Origin of the sequence: Halomonas sp. CnH100-B (assembly GCF_024124605.1) — a bacterium.
GTDB lineage: Bacteria > Pseudomonadota > Gammaproteobacteria > Pseudomonadales > Halomonadaceae > Vreelandella.
This window is the reverse complement of the sequence record NZ_JAMXRX010000001.1, coordinates 771,057-794,644: the sequence shown is the minus strand read 5'-3', so window position 1 is coordinate 794,644 and position 23,588 is coordinate 771,057. Positions and strand designations below refer to the sequence as shown.

General features: G+C 55.5%; 23 protein-coding genes and 1 rRNA gene. 18 read left to right on the top strand and 6 right to left on the bottom strand.

Translation table 11 applies throughout. The features are described 5' to 3' along the window. The first annotated feature begins 2 nt into the window (after positions 1 to 2). Positions 3 to 118: ribosomal RNA gene (gene rrf, locus NH398_RS03580) — 5S ribosomal RNA — on the top strand. Positions 119 to 291: 173 nt separating this feature from the next. Here rrf and guaD read toward each other — a convergent pair. The 4 genes from guaD to xdhA are packed head-to-tail and all read right to left on the bottom strand — an operon-like array spanning position 292 to position 6,328. Further along, positions 292 to 1,602, bottom strand: coding sequence for a guanine deaminase (guaD, locus tag NH398_RS03575; protein ID WP_159342014.1), 1,311 nt, complete (start codon positions 1,600 to 1,602; stop codon positions 292 to 294). Position 1,603: 1 nt separating this feature from the next. Next, complete coding sequence (xdhC, locus tag NH398_RS03570) at positions 1,604 to 2,473, bottom strand: xanthine dehydrogenase accessory protein XdhC (protein WP_253016524.1); 870 nt, start codon at positions 2,471 to 2,473, stop codon at positions 1,604 to 1,606. Further along, positions 2,470 to 4,893 (bottom strand): xanthine dehydrogenase molybdopterin binding subunit, encoded by a 2,424-nt coding sequence (gene xdhB / locus NH398_RS03565; RefSeq protein ID WP_253016522.1) that lies wholly within the window; start codon positions 4,891 to 4,893, stop codon positions 2,470 to 2,472. Before xdhB ends, xdhC begins: the two co-directional genes overlap by 4 nt. Then, entirely contained in the window at positions 4,877 to 6,328 is a 1,452-nt protein-coding gene (gene xdhA, locus NH398_RS03560; protein ID WP_253016520.1) for a xanthine dehydrogenase small subunit, read from the bottom strand. The genes xdhB and xdhA overlap by 17 nt, the downstream gene beginning before the upstream one ends. Positions 6,329 to 6,530: 202 nt before the next feature. Here xdhA and NH398_RS03555 point away from each other — a divergent pair, with 202 nt between their 5' ends. Continuing rightward, on the top strand, positions 6,531 to 7,181 hold the full coding sequence (locus NH398_RS03555; protein ID WP_159342018.1) for a TetR family transcriptional regulator C-terminal domain-containing protein: 651 nt from the start codon (positions 6,531 to 6,533) through the stop codon (positions 7,179 to 7,181). A 3-nt stretch (positions 7,182 to 7,184) separates the two neighbouring features. Continuing rightward, complete coding sequence (gene hrpB, locus NH398_RS03550; protein WP_253016518.1) at positions 7,185 to 9,632, top strand: ATP-dependent helicase HrpB; 2,448 nt, start codon at positions 7,185 to 7,187, stop codon at positions 9,630 to 9,632. Between the two features lie 14 nt (positions 9,633 to 9,646). On the opposite strand, the gene NH398_RS03545 is transcribed toward hrpB, so the two are convergent. Beyond that, positions 9,647 to 9,877, bottom strand: coding sequence for a hypothetical protein (locus NH398_RS03545; protein ID WP_253016516.1), 231 nt, complete (start codon positions 9,875 to 9,877; stop codon positions 9,647 to 9,649). 352 nt (positions 9,878 to 10,229) lie between these two features. Between NH398_RS03545 and NH398_RS03540 the strand changes: the two genes are divergently transcribed. From NH398_RS03540 to NH398_RS03520, 5 genes are all read left to right on the top strand, one after another. Beyond that, positions 10,230 to 10,403 carry a DUF2970 domain-containing protein gene (locus NH398_RS03540; protein WP_253016514.1) on the top strand — a complete coding sequence of 58 codons (174 nt, stop codon included), beginning with the start codon at positions 10,230 to 10,232 and terminating at the stop codon, positions 10,401 to 10,403. A 125-nt stretch (positions 10,404 to 10,528) separates the two neighbouring features. Then, complete coding sequence (coxB, locus tag NH398_RS03535; RefSeq protein ID WP_159342022.1) at positions 10,529 to 11,644, top strand: cytochrome c oxidase subunit II; 1,116 nt, start codon at positions 10,529 to 10,531, stop codon at positions 11,642 to 11,644. A gap of 47 nt (positions 11,645 to 11,691) precedes the next feature. Further along, complete coding sequence (gene ctaD / locus NH398_RS03530) at positions 11,692 to 13,341, top strand: cytochrome c oxidase subunit I (RefSeq protein ID WP_217352991.1); 1,650 nt, start codon at positions 11,692 to 11,694, stop codon at positions 13,339 to 13,341. A gap of 33 nt (positions 13,342 to 13,374) precedes the next feature. Further along, positions 13,375 to 13,959 (top strand): cytochrome c oxidase assembly protein, encoded by a 585-nt coding sequence (locus tag NH398_RS03525; protein ID WP_253016574.1) that lies wholly within the window; start codon positions 13,375 to 13,377, stop codon positions 13,957 to 13,959. Next, positions 13,956 to 14,816 (top strand): cytochrome c oxidase subunit 3, encoded by an 861-nt coding sequence (locus tag NH398_RS03520; protein WP_253016512.1) that lies wholly within the window; start codon positions 13,956 to 13,958, stop codon positions 14,814 to 14,816. Before NH398_RS03525 ends, NH398_RS03520 begins: the two co-directional genes overlap by 4 nt. 4 nt (positions 14,817 to 14,820) lie before the next feature. Here NH398_RS03520 and NH398_RS03515 read toward each other — a convergent pair whose 3' ends face one another. Next, positions 14,821 to 15,012, bottom strand: a complete 192-nt coding sequence (locus tag NH398_RS03515; RefSeq protein WP_159342024.1) for a DUF2909 family protein — start codon at positions 15,010 to 15,012, stop codon at positions 14,821 to 14,823. Here NH398_RS03515 and NH398_RS03510 point away from each other — a divergent pair. From NH398_RS03510 to pheS, 10 genes are all read left to right on the top strand, one after another. Continuing rightward, positions 15,011 to 15,718 (top strand): SURF1 family protein, encoded by a 708-nt coding sequence (locus tag NH398_RS03510; protein ID WP_253016510.1) that lies wholly within the window; start codon positions 15,011 to 15,013, stop codon positions 15,716 to 15,718. The two genes, NH398_RS03515 and NH398_RS03510, sit on opposite strands and share 2 nt — an antisense overlap. Before the next feature lies 1 nt (position 15,719). Next, positions 15,720 to 16,226, top strand: coding sequence for a hypothetical protein (locus tag NH398_RS03505; protein ID WP_253016508.1), 507 nt, complete (start codon positions 15,720 to 15,722; stop codon positions 16,224 to 16,226). A 33-nt stretch (positions 16,227 to 16,259) separates the two neighbouring features. Beyond that, on the top strand, positions 16,260 to 17,318 hold the full coding sequence (locus NH398_RS03500; RefSeq protein ID WP_253016506.1) for a COX15/CtaA family protein: 1,059 nt from the start codon (positions 16,260 to 16,262) through the stop codon (positions 17,316 to 17,318). 113 nt (positions 17,319 to 17,431) lie between these two features. After that, positions 17,432 to 17,899, top strand: a complete 468-nt coding sequence (locus tag NH398_RS03495; RefSeq protein WP_253016504.1) for a DUF2489 domain-containing protein — start codon at positions 17,432 to 17,434, stop codon at positions 17,897 to 17,899. Between the two features lie 247 nt (positions 17,900 to 18,146). Next, positions 18,147 to 19,016, top strand: a complete 870-nt coding sequence (locus tag NH398_RS03490; protein WP_159342029.1) for an OmpA family protein — start codon at positions 18,147 to 18,149, stop codon at positions 19,014 to 19,016. Positions 19,017 to 19,232: 216 nt separating this feature from the next. Continuing rightward, complete coding sequence (thrS, locus tag NH398_RS03485) at positions 19,233 to 21,155, top strand: threonine--tRNA ligase (RefSeq protein WP_253016502.1); 1,923 nt, start codon at positions 19,233 to 19,235, stop codon at positions 21,153 to 21,155. A 12-nt stretch (positions 21,156 to 21,167) separates the two neighbouring features. After that, entirely contained in the window at positions 21,168 to 21,707 is a 540-nt protein-coding gene (gene infC, locus NH398_RS03480) for a translation initiation factor IF-3 (RefSeq protein ID WP_159343739.1), read from the top strand. An 81-nt stretch (positions 21,708 to 21,788) separates the two neighbouring features. Next, positions 21,789 to 21,983: a 50S ribosomal protein L35 gene (gene rpmI / locus NH398_RS03475; RefSeq protein ID WP_009724291.1), complete on the top strand. Its 195-nt coding sequence runs from the start codon at positions 21,789 to 21,791 to the stop codon at positions 21,981 to 21,983. A 57-nt stretch (positions 21,984 to 22,040) separates the two neighbouring features. Beyond that, positions 22,041 to 22,394 (top strand): 50S ribosomal protein L20, encoded by a 354-nt coding sequence (rplT, locus tag NH398_RS03470; RefSeq protein ID WP_009097607.1) that lies wholly within the window; start codon positions 22,041 to 22,043, stop codon positions 22,392 to 22,394. 157 nt (positions 22,395 to 22,551) lie between these two features. Continuing rightward, positions 22,552 to 23,571, top strand: a complete 1,020-nt coding sequence (pheS, locus tag NH398_RS03465; protein ID WP_253016500.1) for a phenylalanine--tRNA ligase subunit alpha — start codon at positions 22,552 to 22,554, stop codon at positions 23,569 to 23,571. Positions 23,572 to 23,588: the final 17 nt, after the last annotated feature.

The following is a 23,588-nucleotide window of genomic DNA, read 5'->3' as shown; positions in this document are numbered from 1 at the left end:
CGCCTGACGACCATAGCACGCGTGAACCACCTGATCCCTTGCCGAACTCAGAAGTGAAACCGCTTAGCGCCGATGGTAGTGTGGGGTCTCCCCATGCGAGAGTAGGTCATCGTCAGGCACTTATACCGCAAAGAACCCAGCCAAACGGCTGGGTTTTTTGTTGCGCGCTCGAAAGCGCGCCATGACCAGCCCCGGGCATCCTGTGCTCGGGGCTTTTTGGTTGTGTGGTCTCTGGAAAACGCGGGAGGGAAACAAAAAAGCCGCTTATCAAACGCGGCTTTTAGATCGGGATCAATCCCGCTGATGTTGGCGAATACCGCCTGCCCAGGTTTCATAGATGGCGCGGTCATCGGCCAGCATCATGAGGGCGAAGAGGCGCTCGCCCAACGTGGTGCAGTGTTGGATACGGCGCTCAAGCAGCGATGTGGCATGGGGATCGATCACGACAAAATCGGCTTCGTAAGACGGGGCGAGCTGCCCAATGTGATGATCCAGCGAGAGCGCTTTAGCGTTACCGTGGGTCAAGCCGTAAAACCCCTGCCAAGCCGTCAGCGGCTGCCCCCGCAATTGGCCAACTTGATAGGCGCTTTTCAGCGTCGCGAATCCCGAAAGATCGGTACCGGCGCCAATATCACTGGCGTAGGTGAAGGACATTCCTATCTCTTTCGCTGCTTCTCGATCAAAGAGTCCGCTGCCTAGGAAAAGGTTGGAGCTTGGGCAGAATGCAATATTGGCGCCTCGCTCGGCCAGCCGTTGGCGCATACCGTTATCCAGGTGAATTCCATGGGCAAAGGTGCTGCGAGGTCCGACGAGTCCAGCGTCTTCATACACGGAGAGGTAGTCTCGGCTGCCCGGGAAAAGCTCGGCTACCCAGTCGAGTTCTCCGCTATTCTCAGCAAGATGCGTTTGTAGCCATAGAGAAGCGTCATTGCGCAGAAGCGCGCCTGCCGCATCCATTTGGGTCTTTGTCGATGTCGGCGCAAATCGAGGTGTTACGCTGTAGCCTAAGCGTTGTTTGCCGTGCCAGTCTTCGATCAAACGCTCGGTATCGGTAATACCCGTTGCACCATCCATCAATGCGTCGGGGGCATTACGATCCATCAGTACTTTGCCGACAAGCATGCGTAATTGGCGTTTCTGGCAAGCGGTAAAGAATGCATCGACCGACCCTGGGTGGCTAGAGCCGAACACTTGCGCGGTCGTGGTGCCAGCTCTCAGCATTTCGTCTAAAAACGCGTTGGAGAGAGCTTCTGCATGGGCATGATTGGCAAAGCGACACTCTTCAGGGAACGTATAGTCGTTGAGCCAGTCGAGTAGCTGGCGACCATAGGAGGCCATGATATCGAGCTGGACATAGTGCACGTGGGTATCGATAAAGCCAGGCATGATGAGTTTGCCACGATAATCGAGCACCTGACTGTTTGAGGGTAACTGTTCGATGATATCCACGTAGTGGCCAACTGCGTGGATATGACCCTCTTTTAGCCACAGAAGACCATCGCCGTAATGCTCGAGGCTGCCAGGTGTCGGAAAATCGTCGTCCCCTGGATCACGGGCAAAGCTCACCAGCTCCGCGCGGATAAACGTATCAGTAGAAGTCATATTAGCTCGAATGTGTCGCTGTATCGTTGAATAGAGAGCGTAAAGCTACGGGGTCGAGTCCGCGGGTTTGCCGATCGATGGGTTGATCGGTTAACCATAACAGTTCGGTCACGACGGTCATGGCAATCGCATAGGGCGTTTTATTGCTGAGTTTGGTGCCGTGAACGGCGCCAATGGGGCAGCGGACTCGCTGAATCTCATCCGGTGAAAAGCCATCACGCATCAAGCGACCTTGAAAGCTCGCCCATTTACTGTCCGAACCGATCAGTCCAATCGTGGCGAGGTCCGGGCGTTTCAGCAGTGCTGAAATGAGCGCGTAGTCTTCGTCATGGCTGTGAGTCATGACGAGGGTATGGCCACCGGTAGGGAGGGCGTCCATGACGGAGGTCACACTCGCCAACGTGTAACAGTTAAGACGTGGCTGTTGGGCATCTTGCTTGGTAAAACGGTCGGGGCGACTGTCATACCAATCGATTTGCCAGGGAAGTGGCGCGCTCAATTTGACGATTTCTCGACCTACATGGCCCGCACCAAATAGCGCAATCCGCTGGGGGGCGCCTGGAAAGACCTCAAGCAGCACATTGACAAAGCCACCGCAGCACTGACCGCTGCGTCCGCCTAGTGAAAATGCCTCAAGATGAATGCCGGCTTCCCCTTGCTGTAATAAGGTCCGAGCGGCGCTAATGGTTTGCCACTCGAACGTACCGCCTCCCAGCGTGTCGATAATGGCGTCATCGGTAATGACCATGCGAGCCCCCGGCTCGCGTGGCGTCGAACCTGTGCTGGTCACTTGTGTTGCAAGGACATGTGGCGTACCGCTTTGCTGTAAACGGTGCAGAGCAGCGTGCCACGTTTCATGCGTTGGCGTCATAGTGTTTTTTTCCTGATGGCATTGGCTGCCATCATGACTCTTTCTGGTGTGGCGGGCGTATCCAAGTGGGGGGAAAGGCGATAATCCGTCAGGCTCGACAGCGCGTCTCTTAACGCCGACCACACACAAATACCTAGCATGAAGGGGGGTTCGCCCACGGCTTTCGAACGGTATAGGCTTGCCATGGAATTGGGGTGTCCCTCTAAGAGGGAAACGTTGAATACACGAGGTAAGTCACCGTAGGTGGGGATTTTATAGGTAGCCGGTCCATCGCTAATCAGCACGCCTTTATCGTTCCATTTGAGCTCTTCACTGGTCAACCAGCCCATCCCCTGAATGAAGCCCCCCTCGACTTGACCGATATCGATCGCTGGATTGAGCGAATTGCCTACGTCATGCAAGACATCGACTCGGTCGACCAAGTACTCTCCACTGAGTGTGTCCACGCTGACTTCGGCCACCGCGGCGCCGAATGCATAATAGTAGAAGGGGCGGCCTTGGCCCGTCGCTCGGTTATAGTGAATCAACGGCGTCGCATAGAACCCTTTTTCCGAAAGTGATACGCGGTTTAAGTATGCCGTTTGGATGAGTTCGCCCCACGGTATGCGACGCTCGCTCTCTCCGATGCCTGCGACCAGCATGCCGTTTTCCAGTCGCATGCCTTCACGATCCATTCCACCTTCGAAATGTTGGGCAGCAAAGTCGAACAGCCGCTCTCGCAGCTTGCTGGCAGCATCTCGGGCAGCCATACCGTTGAGATCCGCGCCGCTGGAGGCCGCCGTAGGAGAGGTGTTGGGGACTTTATCGGTACGTGTTGCGCTGATTCGCACGCTGTCCAAGTCGAGGCCCAATTCTCGGGCCACCACTTGGCAAATTTTGGTATGCAGCCCCTGGCCCATTTCAGTGCCGCCATGATTGATCATGATGCTGCCGTCGGTGTAAACGTGCAGCAGCGCCCCTGCTTGGTTGAGATGCTGAGCGGTGAATGAAATGCCAAATTTTACGGGGGTGAGCGCAAGCCCTTTTTTGATGATGGGGCTCGATGCATTGAAGTCGCGTAACTGTTGGCGCCGAGTCCAGTAATCGCTGCTGGTTTCCAGTGTGTTCACGAGGGTATGCAGCAGCTGTTTTTGATCGACTTGCTGCCCGTAATGCGTCGTATCACGACCATCGCGATAGAAATTGCGTTTACGAATGGTCAGCGGGTCTTCGCCTACTTGGCGGGCAATGTCATCCATCGCCGCCTCAATGATCATCATACCCTGAGGGCCGCCAAAACCACGGAAGGCGGTATTGGACGCCGTGTGGGTTTTGGCACGGTGGCCGGTAACCCGGGCCTCGCCCAGCGAGTAGGCGTTGTCGGCGTGGAACATGGCGCGATCCACGATGGCATCCGAGAGGTCGGGTGAGTAGCCACAGTCGCCAATCACCGTAATATCGCCTCCCTGAATGACGCCACGTGCGTCGATCGCCAGCTGATAACGATTATGAAATGGGTGGCGTTTGCCCGTGATGCGCATGTCGTCACTTCGCGGTAGACGAAGCCGTGTCGCCCTACCAGTGCGGCGCGCAATGATGGCAGCGATACATGCCCAGGGCGAGGCTTGGGTCTCTTTTCCCCCAAAACCGCCGCCCATACGGCGCACTTCCACTGTTACAGCATGAAACGGAACACCAAGCACTTCCGCGACCAGTTTTTGCGTCTCGCTTGGGTGCTGATTGGAGGTGTAGACCATGACGCCGTCATCTTCCGTGGGCACCACGACGCACGCCTGGCCCTCGAGATAGAAGTGCTCCTGTCCTCCGATGAACAGTTCGCCTTCAATCAATTGCTCGGCATTTTGCAGGGTGGCTGCCCAGTCTCCACGGGCTTGCACATGGGTAGGGCGGACTACGTCTTGACGCTCGGCGGCGGCCACGGGATCCAAGCTGGCAGGCTGCTCATCGATTTGCAAAGAGGCCAACTTGACCGCTTGACGAGCGGCCTGAAGGGACGTGGCTGCCACGGCAAAGAGGCACTGTCCGGCGTAGCTGATCTCATGGTCAACGAAAATCGGATCACCGGGAAACACGGGGCCGATGTCAGTATGGCCAGGCACATCATGGAAGGTAATGACATCGACCACACCTGGCGCGCTGCGCACCGCGTCCAACCCCATCGACGTTAGCGTCCCATGGGCAACGGGCGATAGCCCTAACGCTACGTGCAGTGCATCCTGGGGCGTTTTGAGATCATCAATATAGGTCGCTTTACCAGTGACATGTTTCTCGGCGCTTTCGTGGAAGCTGGAAGTGCCAGCTTGGCGATGCCCGTGGCTGTCAACTGTATGGCGAGCCAGTGGCCCGGCCCCTTGAATGTGATCGTTCAATTCGCGGCGAGCGCGGCGGCTATCGCCATCAAGCTTAGTGAGCGTACGCATGGAGCATGACCTCCTGTGTCGGTGCTGAAAGCGAAAGGTAGAGACGTTCCATGAGGTTGGCAGCGGCCTGCTGGCGATAGCGCTGGCTGCCACGGACATCGCTCATTGGTTGGAAGTCGCTCCCCAGCGCCTGCTGCGCAGCTTGAAAACTTTCCTGCGATAGCGCTCTGTTCGTCAACGCCGCTTCTGCATGCAGGGCACGTTGAGGAACCGCGGCCATGCCACCAAAGGCGATCCGCACGTCGCTCAAAACGCCACCCTGTAAGCGATAATGGAAAGCACCTAGCACGGCGGAAATATCGTCCTCACGTCGTTTGGAGAGTTTCCACACTTTTAGCTCGGCATCCTCTGCTAGCCGCGGGATGAAAATACGGCTGATGACCTCATCGGCGGCGAGCGCTGTCTTTTTATACGCTAAGAAGAACTCATTAAGAGGCAGCACGCGGCAGCCATCTCGATGCGTCAGCTCCAACGACGCACCCAGGGCCAACAGCACTGGCGGCGTATCTCCAATGGGCGAAGCGTTGGCGATGTTACCGCCTAAGGTGCCTCGATTGCGCACTTGCTGCGAGCCCAGCCGGTGAAGCAGGTGGGCAAACGCTGGATAGTGCGCTTCAAACAGCGGCTCTAGCTGGGAGTAAGTGACGCCTGCGCCGATCCACCAGCCGGACTTACCATTCAGAGTGGCCTCTTCGATATGGCGCAGCGATTCGACGTGGGTGACGTCGATCAATTGATTCAATGTGGCCAGCCGCTGAGTGTTTTCAAGCCACAGGTCGGTAGCGCCAGCCACCAAGCGGGCCGATGGGTAGCGGCGGCGAAGCGCCGTGAGTTCTTCCAACGTGGCGGGTTGGGCAAAAAGCGCGACGTCGTCGTCTGGTGTATTAGACGGACTCAGCGCCACGGTCGCTGGTTGGCTGGCGTCGAACCACTGCGGCGTTTGCCATGGATGAGACGACATGCTCAGGGCGGCATCCCGAATGGGGCGGTATCCGGTACAGCGGCAGAGGTTGCCACCCAGCGCTGCCTCCAGCCGTTCCGGCGTCAAGGGCGCCGGGCGTTTCTGCTGTTGGGTATGTAGTGTAAATAGCGACATGACGATACCCGGCGTACAGAAACCGCATTGGCTTCCGTGGCACTCGACCATTGCCCGCTGCGCAGGATGAAGCTCTCCGTTCGCTGATAGACCCTCTACGGTGAGTAGATGCTGGCCATGCAGTTGATGGGCAGGGGTAATGCAGGCGTTAAGGCTCAGAAAATCCGAGTCGGCCGGGCTTTTAATCGCGACGGTGCACGCGCCGCAATCCCCCGAAGCACAGCCCTCTTTCGTGCCGGTCATGCCCAAATGATCGCGTAACAGCGTTAGAATACTGGTATCCGGGGGCACCTGACACTGGGTCGGGGTGCCATTGAGCAGAAACTCAATTGTTGCCATGCCAAACTCCGTTATGATTGTTCTGACCGATCGGTCAATAATGTTGAGCTTGGGACAAAACGGCGCCTCTTGCAAGAGTTTGTTAAATGAATGTGTCATGCACTTTTAGTGTGCATTTCGCTACAAAACGCACTGTGATGCGGCACGTTAACGAGACAACGATGACAAGTTCGCCTGAGAGCGATCACAAGGAGCTTACTGAATGACGGTGGATACCGCGAACCCAGAAAACGCCAGCAGAGAACGCATCGAACAGACCATATTGAGCGCTGCAGAGCAGGTGTTTTCACAGCACGGTTATCGGGGGGCCAGTCTTCAAGCCATTGCCGATCAAGCCCAGTTGCCTAAGGCCAACATTCTCTACTACATGGGTAGCAAGCAGGCGCTTTACGTCCGTCTACTGAACCGAATGATGAAGCGCTGGAACGCGGTACTCGAAGATATCCATGAAGAGAGTGATCCCGCTCAAGTACTGAGCGATTTCATTCGCACCAAAATGGAGCTTGGGCAGCGCTATCCGGAAGGGTCCAAGCTCTTTGCTGCGGAAATTTTAGCGGGCGCTCCCTTTCTAAAAGAGTATTTATCAGGAGAGCTCAAAGCATGGGTGGCGTCTCGTGCGGCGATCATACGTGAGTGGTCGCGACAGGGAAAAATGGACGATGTGGACCCACGGTGGTTGATATTTCTGATCTGGTCAGCCACCCAGCACTACACGGAATATAGCGCCCAGGTGTCCGGCATCCTCGGGAAAGCGTCGCTAAGCGAAGCGGATTTGGCGTCCGTTTGCCAGTTTCTGGAACACGTCATTCTCAAAGGCTGCGGTATTGCAACCTCCGGTCATCTCACGCGCTGATTTATGAGTACATCGCTTCCTATCGATCAGCATTTAACGGCACTCGAGTGCGCATTGGCGGATCAGACGCGCTTGATTCTCGTGGCGCAGCCAGGGGCTGGTAAAACCACCCGCGTACCGCTAAGGCTTCTTGAGAATGACTGGGCCAAGGGGCAGAGGCTGCTGTTACTCGAGCCGCGGCGAGTCGCCGCCAAGCTTGCTGCCACTTTCATGGCCGACCAGCTCAATGAGCGCGTAGGCGAAACCGTTGGGTATCGAATGCGGGGCGATAGTCAGATCGGACCCCATACGCGGCTGGAAGTGGTCACGCAGGGGGTGCTGACACGCATGCTGCAAGAGGATCCGCTGTTAGAAGGCGTGGCAGGCATCATTTTTGACGAATTCCATGAGCGCAGCATCGAGGCAGATCTAGGATTGGCATTGGCACTCGATGTGCAAGAGAGCGTGCGCGATGATCTTCGACTGCTGGTTATGTCTGCCACGTTGGACGTGACAGCGCTGACGCGGGTATTGGGAAGTGAAACGCCCGTCATTGAAAGTCAGGGGCGGGCATTTCCCGTCGAGACTCACTACCGCCCACTGGCAACGAGCGAGTCGCTCACTGCCGCCGCGTTGAGAGTGATTCACGAAGCTCTGTCACGTCCCGTTAGTCAAGACATACTGGTCATATTGCCTGGCGTGGCGGAGATCTCTCAGCTCGTTGCCGCCGTGGAAGGGAGCGCTTTGGATGTTGACGCTCTACCGCTGCATGGCAGGTTGCCCTTGGATGCGCAGCAGGCTGCTATGAGACCTCATGGTGCGCGCCAGCGAGTGATCGTTTCGACGGCCATTGCCGAGTCCAGTGTCACCATCGATGGCGTGAACTGTGTCATCGATGCAGGGTTAGAACGCGTACCGCTTTTCAATTCCCGGACGGGATTGACCAAGCTGACGACACGGCGTGTGAACAAAGCGAGCGCCGATCAGCGTCGTGGACGCGCCGGTCGGCAACAGCCGGGGACGTGTTACCGGCTCTGGGCGGCTGAGCAGCCTCTGGTGGGGTACGCTGAGCCTGAAATACTGCAAGCCGACCTATCCAAATTGGCGTTAGAGCTGGCGCTGTGGGGCGTACGTGAGCCAGACGAGCTGTCCTGGGTCACGTCACCTCCTGAAGGCGCATGGCGAACGGCTCAAGATCTCTTAAAACGGCTCTGCTTACGAGTGCCCAACGGTGGATTGACGCCGCTTGGTAAACAGAGTGCTGCACTTGCCCTGACACCGCGTTTAGCCGCCATGCTGCTGGGGGCGCGAACGCTGCAGGCAACGCCCTTGGCGTGCGCGTTGGCCGCGTTATTAGAGGGGAGGGAGCGGATTCAAGGTTCACTGCGTGATGCGCTGGTTCAGCGGCTTCGTCAGCCCTCGGCCTTTCCGCAGTGGCATCGGGAGGCGACCCGTTTGTCTCGGCTCATGGAAACTAAACTTCCATTGGAGATCGATCTGGAGCCGCTTGGCGCGTTACTTTGTCTGGCATACCCTGATCGCATCGCGCAACGTATGTCGCCTGGTCGTTTCAAGCTGGCGAACGGCAAAACGGCCACGCTGTCCGAAAATCATTCACTTGCACAGCAGGCTTGGCTCGTGGCGGTGGCGCTAGAGAGTGCGACCAGTGACGCCCGAATGTATTTGGCAGAGCCCATTACGCTTGCCATGCTAGAGAGCCTTTACCCTGATACGCAGCAGTGGGAAGAGCGAATACGCTGGTCGGAAGAGCAGGGCAGGCTGGTAGGAGATGCCGTTCAGCGGCATGGCGAACTCATCTTGGCCTCCCGGCCGTTACAGCAGTTGTCAGCTGAGGCGATGGAGCAGGCGCTTTTGACTGCGCTGAGACAGCGTCCTCACCTAGTGATGACCGACAACGTTCGCCAATGTCAGGGGCGTATGGCACTGCTCTCACGGATATGGCCCGAGCAGTGGCCCGATTGGTCCGAGACTGTCTTGCTGGACACATTAGACATCTGGCTAGCGCCCTATGTCGTTGGGCTGACGCGCCTGGCTCAGGTCGAAAAGTTGCCATTTCATACCTGTTTATTGAACACGCTGGCGTGGGAGCAACAGCAGCAGATGGAGCGCTTGGTGCCGAGGGCGCTAACCGCGCCAAGCGGCAATGCCATCAGCCTCGATTACGCGCCGTGTCGTATAGAGGCGCAGTCGCCGATACTCGCGTTGAAGCTTCAGGAGGCTTTTGGTTGGCAGCACACGCCCACCGTCGTCGATGGGCGTGTGCCGATCACGCTTCACTTGTTGTCCCCGGCGAGGCGCCTGCTCCAAGTGACCCAAGATTTGCAGAGCTTTTGGGTCAATGGCTACCCCGAAGTACGCAAAGAGATGCGAGGGCGGTATCCAAAGCACCCATGGCCCGAAGATCCCTTATCCGCTCAAGCCACGGCACTTACCAAGCAACGCAAAGGATAAGCCGTTAGCTAGCGTCAGTCGTTATCTTCATCGCTTCGCGGTGTGTCAGGGAGCTCACCCGGTTTACGATAGCGAACGCCGTCAGCACGAGGCTCTTCGTACTGGCGGTTCTCATCCTCGGCCACAACACCCAAGACGGTTTCTTGAGAACCATCCGGCCACGTATAGGTAGTGCAGCCAGCGAGCGATAGAAGAGGAAATAGGGCAACACATAGGGGCAACGCGATTCCACGATGCTTGGGCATAAACGACTCCATTGACAACCCATTGCAGAATTAGCAAATGTCGGCTTAGTGTGAATTGGCCGACGATGGGCCGCAAGCTTAATTACGCTGCGAGCGTGCTGCTAAAAGATGGCGTAGGGTGTCAATGGAAAGCGGTCTACAGTGGTGTTCCTCCATCGTGATCCTCTACAGCATTTTTCGCTTGCGCACTCAGGCGGGTTGCCTGCGTCAATGGCCTTATATGCCTATGTCTCCCTCGGCACTGCTTTTCTCACAGCATGATTCATGAAATTGCCTATCCTCAATGATAGCCAGGTGCTCTACGACGGTTGCCCAATCGAGCATTAACCCACTCAACCGTGAGGAAAGCGCTATGTGGTCAGTGATCAAGTCAGTACTGGCAGCGCTCATAGGCGTCCAGAATGATCGTCAGCGGCAGCAGGATTTTTCTAGTGGCAAGCCTGCAATCTTCATCATAACGGCGGTCGCCGTCACGATTGTGTTCGTGCTAATGCTGCTTGGTGTGGCGATCTTTGCAGCAGGTTGAACCGTTGAGAAACATCACGCTTGTCGAGCGTGACGAATGCCATATGTTTTCTATACTCAAATGACATCACTTAATCCTGACCTAATAAAAGGGTTGGCGAGAACAACAATAACAAGGAGGCGGCTATGCACCTACCGTGGCGATGGCTTCTCACCATGTCCAGTGTCGCAAGTATCTCCCAAGTGCAAGCCAGTAGCTGGAATATGCCGGTCGGCGTAACGGATGTCAGCCGCGATATTTTTGGCCTTCACATGACCATTTTCTGGGTATGTGTGGTGATTGGCGTCGTCGTCTTCGGTGTCATGTTTTACTCCTTGTTCCGCTATCGTCACTCCAAGGGAGCCAAGGCTGCCCGCTTTCATGAACACACCTCCGTGGAGGTGCTCTGGACGGCCATTCCGATCCTGATACTGGTCGGCATGGCGGTGCCCGCAACGGCCACACTCAAAAACATGTATGACGCTTCTGAAGCTGACCTGGATATCATGATTACCGGTCAGCAGTGGCGCTGGCGCTACGAATACCTGGGTGAGGATGTTGCGTTCACTTCCAACCTAAGTACCAGCCGCGAACAGATCCGTGGCGAAGAAGAGAGAAGCGAGCATTATCTACTCGATGTGGATGAGCCTCTCGTGCTGCCCATCAATCGCAAAGTGCGCTTTTTGATGACGTCCGATGACGTCATCCACTCTTGGTGGGTGCCCGAGTTGGCCGTCAAACAAGACACGATCCCTGGGTTCATTAACGAAAACTGGGTTCAGATCAACGAGCCCGGCATATATCGCGGGCAGTGTGCCGAACTATGCGGGGTCAATCATGGCTTCATGCCCATCGTGGTGCATGCCATGGAGGAAGCGGAGTTCGAGACGTGGCTTGAAGAGCGTAAAGCTGCTGCCGAGCAGGAAGCGATGGGGGTCGATCGTGAATGGGCGATGGAAGAACTCATGGCTCGTGGCGAAACCGTCTATCAATCCATCTGCTCCTCTTGCCATCAAAGTGAAGGGCAGGGGGCTCCCCCCGCGTTCCCCGCGCTTGCAGGCAACGAACAGTTGATCAATGACTTGGATTGGCATTTAGGCCGTGTCATCAACGGCGTGTCGGGCGCGGCCATGCCAGCCTTCCGTAGTACGCTGAATCCGGTAGAGATAGCTGCGGTGGTGACATACACGAGAAATGCCTGGGGAAATGATACGGGGGATATCGTTCAGCCAGCGGCAGTGGCCGAACGTATCGCGCAATAAGCGTTAAACAACGTCTTCTAATAATACGATAAAGTACGGAGAGACTTATGGCGCCCAAACTACCTCCACAACACCCGCTGCAGCACAGTTCGACGGCCGTTGCGGGCAGCCAGTCTCAGGAGGGACACGCTCACCACGCCCCACCCAAAGGCATCTTGCGATGGTTGCTGACCACCAATCATAAAGAGATTGGGTCCCTGTATTTGATTTTCTCACTGACGATGTTTTTTGTCGGTGGGATCTTTGCGCTGGTGGTGAGAGCGGAGCTATTCCAACCCGGTTTACAGCTGGTCGAGCCTGAGTTCTTTAATCAAATGACCACGATGCACGGCTTGATTATGGTCTTTGCAGCCGTGATGCCCGCTTTTACGGGGCTCGCCAACTGGATGATTCCCCTACAAATTGGCGCGCCAGACATGGCGTTACCGCGACTCAACAACTTCAGTTTTTGGCTTTTACCCGTTGCCTTTGCTCTGCTGCTTTCTACCTTACTGATGCCAGGCGGCGGCCCTAATTTCGGCTGGACCTTCTACGCGCCTTTATCGACGACCTATGCGCCGGCTTCCACGACGTTTTTTATCCTGGCGCTGCATATCGCGGGAATTAGTTCGATTTTAGGTGCCATCAACATCATCGCGACCATTCTCAACATGCGAGCTCCTGGTATGCGGATGATGGACATGCCGCTGTTCGTCTGGACATGGCTCATCACGGCCTTTCTGTTGATCGCCGTCATGCCGGTATTGGCGGGGGTCATCACCATGATGTTGATGGATATCAACTTCGGTACCAGCTTCTTCGATGCTGCGGGTGGGGGAGATCCCGTGCTGTTCCAGCATCTGTTCTGGTTCTTTGGGCACCCGGAAGTTTACATCATGATACTGCCAGCGTTTGGGATCGTGTCAGCCATCATTCCAACGTTTGCGCGTAAACCGCTGTTTGGCTACGCCTCGATGGTATATGCCACTGCGGCCATCGCACTGCTTTCGTTTTTGGTTTGGGCCCACCATATGTTCATCGTCGGTCTACCGCTGACCGCCGAGCTGTTCTTCATGTACTCCACCATGCTGATCGCCGTGCCCACGGGGGTCAAGGTGTTCAACTGGGTGACCACGCTGTTTCGGGGGTCAATCAGTTTTGAACCACCCATGCTGTTTGCGCTGGCGTTCGTCGTGCTATTCACCATTGGCGGCTTTTCAGGGCTGATGCTGGCGATTGCCCCTGCCGATTTCCAGTACCACGACACCTATTTCGTAGTGGCACATTTCCACTATGTACTCGTGCCTGGCGCTATTTTCGCCATCATGGCAGGCGTGTACTACTGGTTACCCAAGTGGACGGGGCACTACCCCAACGAACGTCTGGCGCAGTGCCATTTCTGGTGCTCCATCATTGGCGTCAACCTGACTTTTTTCCCGATGCACTTCGCCGGGTTGGCAGGTATGCCAAGGCGTATTCCCGATTATGCGCTGCAGTTTGCCGACTTCAATCTGCTATCCAGCATTGGGGCGTTTTTCTTTGGTGCCTCACAGCTCCTCTTTGTACTTGTGGTCGTGCTCTGCGTGCGAGGCGGGCAGAAAGCCCCTGCGAAAGCTTGGGAAGGCGCCGTAGATTTAGAGTGGAGCGTGCCCAGCCCGGCGCCGTTGCATACGTTTGACACGCCTCCCGTCTTTCATCGTGCCCAAACTCATGACTAAGTAGTGAGTGTCGGCCTAGGTGGAGGTATGAGCATGGCTATCGAGGGGTATCAAGAAGCGGGAGTGAGAAAAACGGTCGTGCGAAGCGTGGCGGCCCTGGTGGGGATGTTTGCCTTTGCATTCGCCTTGGTGCCCCTCTACGACGTGTTTTGCAAGGTGACCGGGTTGAACGGCAAAGTCGATACTACTGCCCAGGCCATCGTACATGAGGAGGTCGATCAGTCGCGCTTCGTCACGATGCAGTTCATTACTCGTGGCAGTGCCGGTTTACCCTGGCAAATGAGCGTCGAAACGCGGCAAATGCGCGTTCATCCAGGGCAAACGGCAGAGGTGGATTTCACGTTCACCAACAACAGTGCCGTCGAGAGTTGGGGGCGAGCCGTGCCCAGCGTGTCTCCCTCCAGTGCCACGACACATTTACGCAAGGTCAGCTGTTTTTGTTTTCAAGAGCAGCAACTGCAGGGAGACGAACGGCTCACCATTCCGCTCGTGTTTCAGTTGGCCAGAGACCTGCCTGAAGAGATCAACACCATCACCTTGGTATACACCCTATACCCAGTACAGCGCATAGCGCTCCAGACGGTCCAAAACAATAACTCGGCGGGGGATAACATATGAGCAGCGGCAGCTACTACGTTCCTGCTACCAGTCGGTGGCCCATTTTAGGTTCACTGGCGCTTGGCGCCATGATGGTGGGTATCGGTATTCAGTTGGTGCACGATACCGGAGCGCCACTGATGGTCATCGGTGTTCTGGGGGTAGTGAGTGTGATGGGGCTGTGGTTTCGCGATGTCATTCATGAATCCATGGGTGGCCTCTATGATGCTCAGATGGACCGGTCATTTCGCTGGGGGATGGGCTGGTTCATTTTTTCTGAGGTGATGTTTTTCGCCGCCTTTTTTGGTGCCTTGTTCTATATCAGAACCTTCACGTTGCCATGGCTCGGTGGTGAGGGGGCCAAAGGTGTATCAGCGCTGCTTTGGCCAGATTTCGTGCCGCAGTGGCCGCTGCTCAATCCGCCCGATGCGTCGGTATCAGGGCCGACCAGCGTGCTTAACCCTTGGCAACTGCCTCTGGTCAATACGCTCATACTCGTGACGTCCAGTATCACGCTGACCGTCGCACATGAGGCTCTTAAACTGGGCTACCGGCAAACCTGTCGCAACTGGCTGGCGGGTACGGTGCTGTTGGGTATCTGCTTTATCGTCATTCAAGGTGTCGAGTATTACGAGGCTTATCACCACTATGGCATCACCTTGGAGGCGGGGATTTTCGGCGCTACCTTTTTCATACTCACGGGTTTCCATGGCCTTCATGTGATCATTGGCACTCTGATCTTGGCAAGCATGCTCGTGAGGATCGTCAAAGGCCACTTTGCTAACGATCACCATTTTGGCTTTGAGGCGGCCTGTTGGTACTGGCACTTCGTGGACGTGGTCTGGGTGGGGCTCTTTATTTTCGTCTATGTGTTCTAGGAGGCTATCCAAGCTCGCCTGATAAAAAGCCAATGAGAAGCAGTGCCACCAGCAGGCAAGCGAGAGCAATACGCCATTTCAGTGATATGAGCAGGCGCCTGGAAGTGCTGTCATCACGAAGCAAAAAGCCTGCGCCTGCGGCAAGGCTGGCCACCATTCCGATAAATACCACGGCGATGAGTAGTTTTAACCACATGATCAAGCCCTCTCGTTATCCAGTCAGACTTTATGTTTGGTATTTGTTCTGGGGTGTGGTGGTCACGCTCGGTCTCGTCTTAGGACTATGGCAGTGGGAGCGGGCGGATGACAAGCGCGAATTATTGGCCAGCAGAGCGGCTGCTCCTGTGATGATCGAGCCCACCGATACACCCGTCGAAGGCGCACAGGTACATTTACGTGGCAGATATCTGTCGGAGCATACGCTCTATTTAGACAATCGAATGACGGGAGGTCGGTTGGGCGTTGCGGTGCTTACACCGCTCAGAGATAGGTACGGGCAGCTATGGTTGGTTCAGCGAGGGTTTTTAGAAACGGGGCCCAGCCGAGAGGCACCCTCTACATCGACGCCTGTAGGCATGATCGACGTCTCTGGGGAGTGGCAGAATGCACAAGTGCAAGGCCCCCTTTATGGCGCTAATCGAGAGGGCGTCAGGCTTCAACAGCTTAGCCTTATGCCATGGGAGTCGACGCTAGGCGCATTCAGTCATCAAGGGTGGCTGCATGCAGAGGAGGGAGCCGGTACGCTGACACCTTGGTGGGAGCCAAGTGTGATGCCGCCCAGCCGTCATCTTGGCTATGCCGTGCAGTGGTGGGCGTTGGCCTTAACGGCTTTCATGATCATGCTGTTGGGTGGACACCGTTTGGTCGCCGACAATCGCGAACGCTATCTAGGAGGACGCTAATATGCCACCCCATCGTCCCGTACGCTATCCAAGAACCAAGCTGCTGCTACTGTTCGTGGTTTTTGCTGCTCCCATTGTCACCGCTTGGGGGATGGTGACTTGGCATGTGGGCATTCCTCAAGCGCACACCGCCCATGGCCAAGTCACGCTAGACGTTCCTTCTTTACATGAATGGCCATTGACGTGGCCGGCGCCTGCCTCTGAGCGGTGGACGCTGGTATTCGATTGCGGCGCGCACTGTGAACAAAAGCAGGACGAGCTTTGGCGTTTACACCGCGCCTTGGGGCGGGAGGCACCACGCCTGCAGCGATTGAGAATCGGTGGGGAAGCCGCTGCATTGCCGGGCGAAACGGTCACCAGTTGGAAACGTTCCCCTGCGTGGGGTGACGCCAGCAGCGTGTGGTTGTTCGACCCGGTGGGTAGGCCCGCCCTTGCTTTTGACGACGCAACGGCTGCCGCCGACATCCTCGATGACATACGTCATTTGTTTAAAGTCAATCCACTATAGCCCGTGCCCGGCTACTCTTAGCCGTAAGGAACTATGATGCATAGCGACCCACAGCGCCGTCTTCGCTGGCTTGTATGGTTGACGTTGTCAGGTACGTTACTCACTGCCTGCGTGATATTGGTAGGTGCGTGGACGAGGTTGGTAGATGCCGGGTTAGGCTGTCCGGACTGGCCAGGTTGCTATGGAAAGCTCATCGTCCCCGATAGTGAACATGCGGCGCTCCAGCATCCTGATGCCCCGTTAGAACCTTTCAAAGCGTGGGTAGAAATGGCGCACCGCTACGTGGCGAGCTTTCTAGGCGTCATCGTGCTCAGCGTGGTGGCATTGGGTTGGCCACTGCGAACGCGTAAGGGGTATCCGTGGCGTCTCAGCCTGTCACTATTGCTCGTCATTCTCGTGCAAGGCGCGTTTGGTGCCTTTACCGTTACCCTCAAGCTGTGGCCGCAGGTGGTCACGCTTCACCTGCTGGGTGGACTCAGCGTTTTAATGGTGTTTTTCTGGTTGCATCTTCGGTTGCGCAGTATTCGGCAAGGAAGCGTTTCCTCGGGCGCTGCAGGCAACGTGCTCTGGTACGCTGCTGGCGGGGTACTAGTGCTTCAACTCGCGCTAGGCGGCTGGGTGACCAGTAACTACGCCGGTATTGCTTGCCAAGGATTTCCAACTTGTAACACGCAATGGTGGCCCAGTATGGATCTCAGTGAAGGGTTCCACCTAACACAAACCGTTGGTCCCAATTATCTTCATGGTCAATTGCATGCCGATGCCCGCACGGCGATTCACATGGTACATCGGCTGGGGGCGCTTTTGTTGGGTATGACGCTACTGCTGCTCTGGTGGCGTTACCGGCACATCAAACAAGTTGCGAATGCACTGGTGGGTGTGCTGTGTGCCTATACGCTCCAAGTGGGGCTAGGTGTCGCTAACGTGCTGTTGTGGCTGCCGCTTTGGCTAGCGTTACTCCATACCGCTGGCGCTGTAGCACTCGTGTTGAGTCTTGGATGGGCTTGGTGGTGTTGGTGCTATCGTGTCAGTGTGCGGGAGATGGCGTACTCTATGCCACAGAGAGACGAGTTGGCTACTCGTTACAGCTAAGCGTGGGTTTGGAGGCTTTAGAGGGGAGTGACAGTGAATGGTGTTGGTCTAACTCCGCTAATTAGGTGTACAATTCTCGTTAAGCTATTTATTTCCCAGTCAGTAGGGGCTTTATGAGTTCAACGGTTGCACTTTTACTGCTCGTCGTCGCCGTTTTGATCATTATCGGTTTGGGTGGCTATGCCTACAAGCTTCGTAATGAGGTGAAGCGCCGCGAGGCATTTCGTTTGGACGAAGAGCGTCGTGCCCAACAGAATAGCTTGGAAAATCTCGATTACGTCGTCAGTGCCCTCGTCCAAGAGCAGGTTGATATCACCGAGGGTTCTTGGCGCTGTAAAGTGTTACTCGAGATCATCGACCCAAGCCTTGCTGAGCGTCCTGAATTCCAAGCGTTTGCGGACGTCTATCATCGTACGCGTCACTTGAAGACTCACTCAGCACGTAAGCAGTTGACCCCTAGGGAAAGAATGCAAGAAGACAAGGAGCGGCTCGCCGTCGAAGACGAGATGCGCCCTGCGGTGCTTGCGGCTGCGGCGGCAGTGATTAAATGGCGCGCTAAAGGCCCCTCCGCTCTGCATTGAAATTTTTTTAATGCCAACGATGTCAGCTTTGCTATGCTGGTAGGGTCGGTATTGGCAAGAAGTTGATATCTCGGCATTGTTGCCTTCTAGCGCTGAAACGTTAATGATAGGCACCTTGTTCGTTTCATGGGGTAGGGTTCCTAGACCTGAAACAGAACAGCGAAAAATGGATGCTCTCGCCATAAGAAGCATTGGATAGATTTGGTCTTTTAGACCATGTCAGCATTGGATCAAGAAGGAGTCTTGCATGAAAAAATCAACGACTGGCTTGCTCATCGGTTCTGCATTAGTCGTCGGCCTATCAGGCTGCGCTAGCTCGGCCTCTCAGTCTTCCAGCCAAGACGGCGCCAACAGCGGTCAAAGCTGGTATCAGCACCCGGCCGTTTGTGGCCTGGCGGGCAGCATCATTGGCGGCAGCATCGGCTACGCCACCAGCAGCAGCTCTGATGAAGACGCGGGCGCTGCGACGGGTGCCGCTGCGGGTGCTGCGATCGGCGGCCTGCTGTGTGCAGACCGTACGCCTGAGCCGGTAGCACCTCAGTGCCCGAGCTATGGCGAAGTGCCTGCTGGTGTTGCTGTTGATGCCGAAGGCTGCCCGCTGGACTCCGACGGTGACGGCGTGCCGGACTACCGCGACCAGTGCCCGGGTACCCCGGCTGGCGTCGAAGTCAATGCCAACGGTTGCCCGCTGGATTCCGATAACGACGGCGTTCCGGACTATCGCGACCAGTGCCCGGACACTCCGGCTGGTGTAGAAGTTAACGCCCTGGGCTGCCCGGCGAGCGTTGTGCTGCGTGAAGTCAACTTCGAGTTTGATTCTGCTCAGCTGACTGCCAACGCGCAAAACGTTCTGAACGGCGTTGCTGAGCGTCTGGTGAACAACCCTGACGTACGTGTCAGCATTGAAGGCCACACCGATGCTCGTGGTTCTGACCAGTACAATAAGGATCTGTCACAGCGTCGTGCAGAGTCTGTGGCTGCTTACCTGAATCAGCGCGGCGTAGAGGCTGACCGCATGCGTGCGATTGGTTACGGTGAAGAGCGTCCGGTAGCGACTAACGACACTGAAGAAGGTCGTTTCCAGAACCGTCGCGTAGAACTGGATGAGTGGAACTAATTCACTCGACTGTACCCTCAATGGGTAGTGTCGTCGGCGTCAGCGTCGACGACACCCTTTGATACAGAACGGGAGGCTCATGCCTCCCGTTTTATTTTACGATGTCATAAAGTCTGATAGGCTTGGCAGCCTTTAATACGTGCTGAATACCCCCGACCATTGATAGCGAAATGTGATCCTTGGTATGGATCACCACTGCGCTCAAGGAATACTTGAATGCCCATAGTGACACTGCCGGATGGCAGCCAAAGAACGTTCGAAGCACCCCTCTCTATTATGCAGCTAGCAGAGTCCATTGGCCCTGGTTTGGCCAAGGCCTGCGTGGCGGGCAAAATAGACGGTGTGCTGGTGGATGCCGCTGACATCATCGAGCAGGATGCCGACGTTTCCATCATTACTGCCCGTGATGAAGAGGGTTTAGAGATTATTCGTCACTCGTGTGCCCATTTGATTGGTCACGCAGTGAAGCAGCTTTACCCAGAGGCCAAAATGGCCATTGGGCCTGTGATCGATGATGGCTTCTATTACGACATCGATTTTGGTAAATCGGTAACGCCTGAAGACATGGACGCCATCGAAAAGCGCATGCAAGCGCTGATCGATCATGAGTACGATGTCATTCGAGAGTACGTTGATCGCGATCAGGCGATGGCTACCTTCGAAAAGCGGGGTGAAACCTACAAGCAGGAAATCATCCGCGGCATTCCGGAAGGCGCAACGATCCGTTTGTACCATCATGAGGAGTACACGGATATGTGCCGTGGCCCTCACGTTCCCAATACGCGTCATTTGAAGGCCTTCAAATTGACGAAGTTGGCCGGTGCTTACTGGCGTGGCGATGCTTCCAACCCAATGCTGACCCGTATCTATGGAACGGCGTGGGGCGATAAAAAGCAGTTAAAGGCCTACTTGAAGCGCCTGGAAGAAGCGGAAAAACGCGATCACCGCAAGTTGGCGCGGAAGATGGACTTGTTCCACCTTCAAGAAGAAGCGCCGGGTATGGTCTTTTGGCACCCTAATGGCTGGACCATGTACCAAGCGTTAGAAGAGTACATGCGCAACATTCAGCGTGAGCACGGCTATCAAGAGATCAAAACGCCCCAGGTGGTGGATCTGTCGCTGTGGAAGAAATCGGGTCACTGGGGGCATTACAGTGAGCTAATGTTCACCACTGAGTCTGAAAAGCGTGAATACGCGGTCAAGCCGATGAACTGCCCGTGTCACGTTCAGGTGTTCAATCAAGGCCTCAAAAGCTACCGTGACCTTCCGCTGCGCTTGGCAGAATTTGGTAGCTGTCACCGCAATGAACCTTCGGGTTCCCTGCATGGTCTGATGCGAGTGCGCGGCTTTACTCAAGACGATGCCCATATTTTCTGCACGGAAAGTCAGATTCAGGCCGAGGCCGAGGCCTTCATTGCGCTAACGCTGCAAGTTTATAAAACGCTGGGTTTTGAAGACGTCGAGCTCAAGCTATCTACGCGTCCCGAAGACTTTCTGGGTGAAGCCGAGATGTGGGATCGGGCCGAGCAGGGGCTTGAGGCAGCGCTCAATGCGACTGGTTTGGCGTGGGAGCTGCAGCCGGGCGAAGGGGCTTTCTATGGTCCTAAAATTGAATTTGCGTTAAGAGATTGTCTGAATCGTGTTTGGCAGTGTGGTACTCTTCAGCTAGATTTTAACTTGCCAGGGCGTTTAGGGGCGCAATACGTCGACGAAGACGGTACGCGTAAAACCCCTGTGATGCTGCATCGTGCTATTCTGGGATCCTTTGAGCGATTCCTGGGTATACTGATCGAGCATTATGCAGGCGCAATGCCGTTATGGTTGGCACCGCAGCAAGCGGTTCTCATGACCATTACCGATGCGCAGCGTGATTATGCGCTCGATTTAGAGCAGCGCCTGCAAAAAAGTGGCTTACGGATCAAGGCGGACTTGAGGAACGAGAAGATCGGCTTTAAAATCCGTGAGCATACGTTACAGAAAGTTCCCTATCTCCTTGTGGTAGGAGATAAGGAAGTCGAAGCTGACTCAGTGGCCGTGCGAACTCGCAGCGGCGAAAACCTCGGTACCATGACCGTCGATGAATTCATCGAACGTTTTAGTGCAGAGCGAGCAGCCCTGGCGACATCGTCAATTGCCTAAGGAGACGGAGCGATCAAGCGAAGCAATCAGCGCGGGCGTCCACAAGACAAGCGCCCACCAATGAACGAGCGTATTACCGAAGAAGAAGTGCGTTTAATCGATGCCGACGGTGAGCAGTTGGGCGTAGTGCCCACCACTGAGGCTCTTGAACGTGCGGAAGCAGCCGGTTTAGATCTCGTGCAAATTTCGAATGCCGATCCGATCGTTTGTAAGATCATGGATTATGGCAAATTCGTTTTTGAGACCAAAAAGCAAAAAGCGGCTCAAAAGAAGAAGCAAAAGCAAATCCAGGTCAAGGAAGTCAAATTCCGTCCTGGCACCGACGAAGGCGATTATCAGGTGAAACTCAAAAACCTGACCCGCTTCTTGGAAGGTGGTGACAAGGGTAAGGTCACATTGCGCTTCCGCGGTCGTGAAATGGCGCACCAAGACATCGGCCGTAAGCTGATGGAACGGATTGCGTCAGACCTGGAAGAGATCGGAGCGGTGGAGTCTTTCCCGAAAATGGAAGGCCGCCAGATGATCATGATTCTTGCCCCGAAAAAGAAGTGATCCAACGGCGAAGTCAACGGGCTAGCGCTTAGGCGCTAGTCGGCCCTGGGTTTTCTAAAAAATATCGAGCGGAGTTTTCTCATGCCGAAAATCAAAAGCAACAGCGGCGCTGCCAAGCGCTTCAAAAAGACTGCGAATGGCTTCAAGCATAAACAGTCTTTCCGTAGCCACATCTTGACCAAGAAGTCGACCAAGCGTAAGCGTCAGCTGCGTGGCATGAAGCAGATTCATGCTTCCGACAAAGCGCTGATCCAGCGCATGCTGCCGAACCTGTAAGGTCGAATTTTCTTATCTGAGTGCCTCTAGCCTCAGTCATAAAGTCAGGAGTGTGTTATGACCCGTGTTAAGCGTGGCGTAGTTGCCCGTCGTCGCCATAAAAAAGTTCTGAAGCAGGCCAAAGGTTACTATGGTGCACGTTCGCGTGTTTTCCGTGTAGCCAAACAGGCTGTTATCAAAGCCGGTCAGTATGCGTACCGTGACCGCCGCAACCGCAAGCGCCAATTCCGTGCGCTGTGGATTCAGCGTATCAACGCTGGTGCGCGCATCAACGGCATGTCTTACAGCCGCTTCGTTGGCGGTCTGAAGAAAGCCGGTATTGAAATCGACCGTAAAGTATTGGCCGACCTGGCAGTACACGAAAAAGCAGCATTTGCTGCTATCGTGGAAAAAGCCAAGGCTGCCCAATAAGGTCATTTGCACTGAGCTGATGCCAGTGTGAAATGACAGAGGTCATTTCAGTGTGACCCATGCAGGGGAAGAGCAGCCGCTCTTCCCCTGTTTTTTTGTCACCTTCAACATGCCAGCCATCCTCAGAGATGGAATCGCTTAATTCGGAGTAAATCGGATGGATCACCTTCCTACTCTGGTGTCAGAGGCCCGCGATGCTATTCAAGCTGCGCAGAGCGTCTCAGCGCTAGATGAGTTGCGCGTACGTTACTTAGGTAAGAAAGGCGAAGTGACGGCCTTGTTGAAAGGGCTGGGCAAGCTGTCGGCAGAAGAGCGCCCTGCGGCTGGCGAGCAAATCAATCAGGCCAAGCAGACGCTGTCGAGTGAGATCGATGCCAAGCGTCAGCAACTGGAGAGCGAAGCGCTCAATGCCCGCTTAGCGGCTGAGCGAATTGACGTCACGTTACCTGGTCGAGGCCAAGAGAGCGGCGGGCTTCACCCCGTTACCCGTACGCTGGAGCGTATCGAAGCGTTGTTTACGCGTATTGGTTACGATGTGGCCGTGGGTCCCGAGATCGAAGACGACTATCACAATTTCGAAGCGCTCAATATTCCTGCTCACCATCCGGCGCGCGGAATGGCGGATACCTTTTATTTCGATGCGACTCGCCTGTTACGCACTCATACGTCTCCGGTGCAAGTGCGCACCATGAAGAGCAGTGAGCCGCCCATTCGTATCGTCTGCCCTGGGCGCGTCTACCGTAGCGATTCGGACTTGACCCATACGCCCATGTTCCATCAGGTCGAAGGTTTGCTGGTGGATGAAGGCGTCAGTTTTGCCGACTTGAAGGGAACGATCGAAGATTTCCTGCAGGCGTTCTTCGAGCGTGACGATTTGTCGGTTCGCTTTCGCCCCTCGTACTTCCCCTTCACGGAGCCCTCTGCTGAGGTCGATATTCAGTGCGTGATGTGTAGCGGTCATGGCTGTCGTGTCTGCTCCCATAGCGGCTGGTTGGAAGTCATGGGTTGCGGCATGGTTCACCCTGAGGTATTTCGGCACTCCGGTATCGATACCGAGCGCTATACGGGTTTTGCCTTTGGGATGGGCGCTGAACGTTTGGCGATGCTTCGATACGGCGTTAATGATCTGCGCTTGTTCTTTGAAAACGATCTGCGCTTTCTTCGTCAATTCACCTAAGACCGCTGCCAGCGACG

Bases quoted from the DNA above. Each gene is read 5' to 3' on its own strand.
- guaD (WP_159342014.1), bottom strand. From the start codon at position 1,602: ATGACTTCTACTGATACGTTTATCCGCGCGGAGCTGGTGAGCTTTGCC.
- xdhC (WP_253016524.1), bottom strand. From the start codon at position 2,473: ATGACGCCAACGCATGAAACGTGGCACGCTGCTCTGCACCGTTTACAG.
- xdhB (WP_253016522.1), bottom strand. From the start codon at position 4,893: ATGCGTACGCTCACTAAGCTTGATGGCGATAGCCGCCGCGCTCGCCGC.
- xdhA (WP_253016520.1), bottom strand. From the start codon at position 6,328: ATGGCAACAATTGAGTTTCTGCTCAATGGCACCCCGACCCAGTGTCAG.
- NH398_RS03555 (WP_159342018.1), top strand. From the start codon at position 6,531: ATGACGGTGGATACCGCGAACCCAGAAAACGCCAGCAGAGAACGCATC.
- hrpB (WP_253016518.1), top strand. From the start codon at position 7,185: ATGAGTACATCGCTTCCTATCGATCAGCATTTAACGGCACTCGAGTGC.
- NH398_RS03545 (WP_253016516.1), bottom strand. From the start codon at position 9,877: ATGCCCAAGCATCGTGGAATCGCGTTGCCCCTATGTGTTGCCCTATTT.
- NH398_RS03540 (WP_253016514.1), top strand. From the start codon at position 10,230: ATGTGGTCAGTGATCAAGTCAGTACTGGCAGCGCTCATAGGCGTCCAG.
- coxB (WP_159342022.1), top strand. From the start codon at position 10,529: ATGCACCTACCGTGGCGATGGCTTCTCACCATGTCCAGTGTCGCAAGT.
- ctaD (WP_217352991.1), top strand. From the start codon at position 11,692: ATGGCGCCCAAACTACCTCCACAACACCCGCTGCAGCACAGTTCGACG.
- NH398_RS03525 (WP_253016574.1), top strand. From the start codon at position 13,375: ATGGCTATCGAGGGGTATCAAGAAGCGGGAGTGAGAAAAACGGTCGTG.
- NH398_RS03520 (WP_253016512.1), top strand. From the start codon at position 13,956: ATGAGCAGCGGCAGCTACTACGTTCCTGCTACCAGTCGGTGGCCCATT.
- NH398_RS03510 (WP_253016510.1), top strand. From the start codon at position 15,011: ATGATCAAGCCCTCTCGTTATCCAGTCAGACTTTATGTTTGGTATTTG.
- NH398_RS03515 (WP_159342024.1), bottom strand. From the start codon at position 15,012: ATGTGGTTAAAACTACTCATCGCCGTGGTATTTATCGGAATGGTGGCC.
- NH398_RS03505 (WP_253016508.1), top strand. From the start codon at position 15,720: ATGCCACCCCATCGTCCCGTACGCTATCCAAGAACCAAGCTGCTGCTA.
- NH398_RS03500 (WP_253016506.1), top strand. From the start codon at position 16,260: ATGATGCATAGCGACCCACAGCGCCGTCTTCGCTGGCTTGTATGGTTG.
- NH398_RS03495 (WP_253016504.1), top strand. From the start codon at position 17,432: ATGAGTTCAACGGTTGCACTTTTACTGCTCGTCGTCGCCGTTTTGATC.
- NH398_RS03490 (WP_159342029.1), top strand. From the start codon at position 18,147: ATGAAAAAATCAACGACTGGCTTGCTCATCGGTTCTGCATTAGTCGTC.
- thrS (WP_253016502.1), top strand. From the start codon at position 19,233: ATGCCCATAGTGACACTGCCGGATGGCAGCCAAAGAACGTTCGAAGCA.
- rpmI (WP_009724291.1), top strand. From the start codon at position 21,789: ATGCCGAAAATCAAAAGCAACAGCGGCGCTGCCAAGCGCTTCAAAAAG.
- rplT (WP_009097607.1), top strand. From the start codon at position 22,041: ATGACCCGTGTTAAGCGTGGCGTAGTTGCCCGTCGTCGCCATAAAAAA.
- pheS (WP_253016500.1), top strand. From the start codon at position 22,552: ATGGATCACCTTCCTACTCTGGTGTCAGAGGCCCGCGATGCTATTCAA.